1 protein-coding gene and 1 rRNA gene are annotated in these 1,652 nt (G+C 65.3%); both read left to right on the forward strand.

What is annotated here, in order from left to right; all coding sequences use genetic code 11:
* On the forward strand, nucleotides 1–717 hold a 717-nt coding region (locus ACF1ED_RS37230; RefSeq protein ID WP_391767802.1), incomplete at its 5' end, for a stage II sporulation protein M.
* Nucleotides 718–1,294: 577 nt separating this feature from the next.
* A 16S ribosomal RNA gene (locus ACF1ED_RS37235) occupies nucleotides 1,295–1,652 on the forward strand; the annotation flags it as partial.

Genomic DNA, 1,652 nt, shown 5'->3' on the forward strand with positions numbered 1-1,652 from the left:
CGCACCCGCACCTGGTGGGCCCCGACCGCCGTCGCCTCCCTGCTGGTCGCCGCCCTGATCGGCTGGTGGGTGGCCACCCACCCCGAGGTCCGGTCCGCCATCGCCGCCCCCGCCGAACTCCGCGAACTCACCCGTCCCGGCGGCGACTACGAGGCGTACTACTCCAGCCATCCGGCGACCTCCTTCGCCGCCCAGGTCTGGACGAACAACGCCCAGGCCGCCGCCCTCTGCCTGGTCCTCGGCGCGTTCCTCTGCCTCCCGGTGTTCGCGGTCCTGCTCCTCAACATGGTGAACATCGGCGTGGGCATCGGCCTGATGGCCTCGGCCGGCCGCCTGGACACCTTCCTCGGCCTGCTCGTCCCGCACGGCCTGCTCGAACTGACCGCGGTCTTCGTCGCCGCCGGCACCGGCCTGCGCCTCGGCTGGACCGTCATCGACCCCGGCCCACGCCGCCGCCGCGACGCCCTCGCTCAGGAAGGCCGCGCAGCCCTCGGCATGGCCCTCGGCCTCGCCCTGGTCCTCCTGGTCTCCGGCGTCATCGAAGCCTTCGTCACCCCCTCCGGCCTGCCCACCTGGGCCCGCATCACCATCGGCGCGGCCGCCGAGGCAGCCTTCCTCGTCTACGTCTACGCGGTCGGCGGCCGAGCAGCCCGCGCCAGCCGTACCGGCGACCTCGCAGCCGACGAGACCGGGAGCGGTGTCCCTGTGGCCACCTGATGTGCATCGGACGGCCGTGAGCTGGTACTGTCCTCGACGCCCCGGAAAAACCGTTGACGCGGTCGGACCGGGGAGGTAGATTCGAACAGTTGCCCGGGAGCTGGTACAGTCCTGGAGGCGAAGGTTGAACATCTTCCTGCTTCTCGCTCCGGATCAAACATCCGCACGGAGAAGCCACCGATTCACCAGAACGGACCGCCGGTCAAGCCGGCGAAATTCCTCTGATAGAGTCGGAACCGCCGGAAAGGGAAAAGCGAAGCGGAAACGCGGAGCTGGAACCGGAAAGGCACCGAGGAAATCGGACGCGAAAGAGTCTGATAGAGTCGGGAACACGAAATACCGAAGGGAAGCGCCCGGAGGAAAGCCCGAGAGGGTGAGTACGAAGGAAGCGTCCGTTCCTTGAGAACTCAACAGCGTGCTAAAAGTCAACGCCAGATATGTTGATACCCCGACCGGCCAGGTTCCTGGCTGGTTGAGGTTCCTTTGAAATACAACAGCGAGGACGCTGTGTGCGACAGGGACTATTCCTTCTTGTCGCACCGCTCTCATGTCTGTTGCACCGGATTACCGGTACACATTCACGGAGAGTTTGATCCTGGCTCAGGACGAACGCTGGCGGCGTGCTTAACACATGCAAGTCGAACGATGAACCGCTTTCGGGCGGGGATTAGTGGCGAACGGGTGAGTAACACGTGGGCAATCTGCCCTGCACTCTGGGACAAGCCCTGGAAACGGGGTCTAATACCGGATATGACTGTCCATCGCATGGTGGATGGTGTAAAGCTCCGGCGGTGCAGGATGAGCCCGCGGCCTATCAGCTTGTTGGTGAGGTAGTGGCTCACCAAGGCGACGACGGGTAGCCGGCCTGAGAGGGCGACCGGCCACACTGGGACTGAGACACGGCCCAGACTCCTACGGGAGGCAGCAGTGGGGAA

The organism is Streptomyces sp. NPDC014656 (genome assembly GCF_043084305.1).
GTDB lineage: Bacteria > Actinomycetota > Actinomycetes > Streptomycetales > Streptomycetaceae > Streptomyces.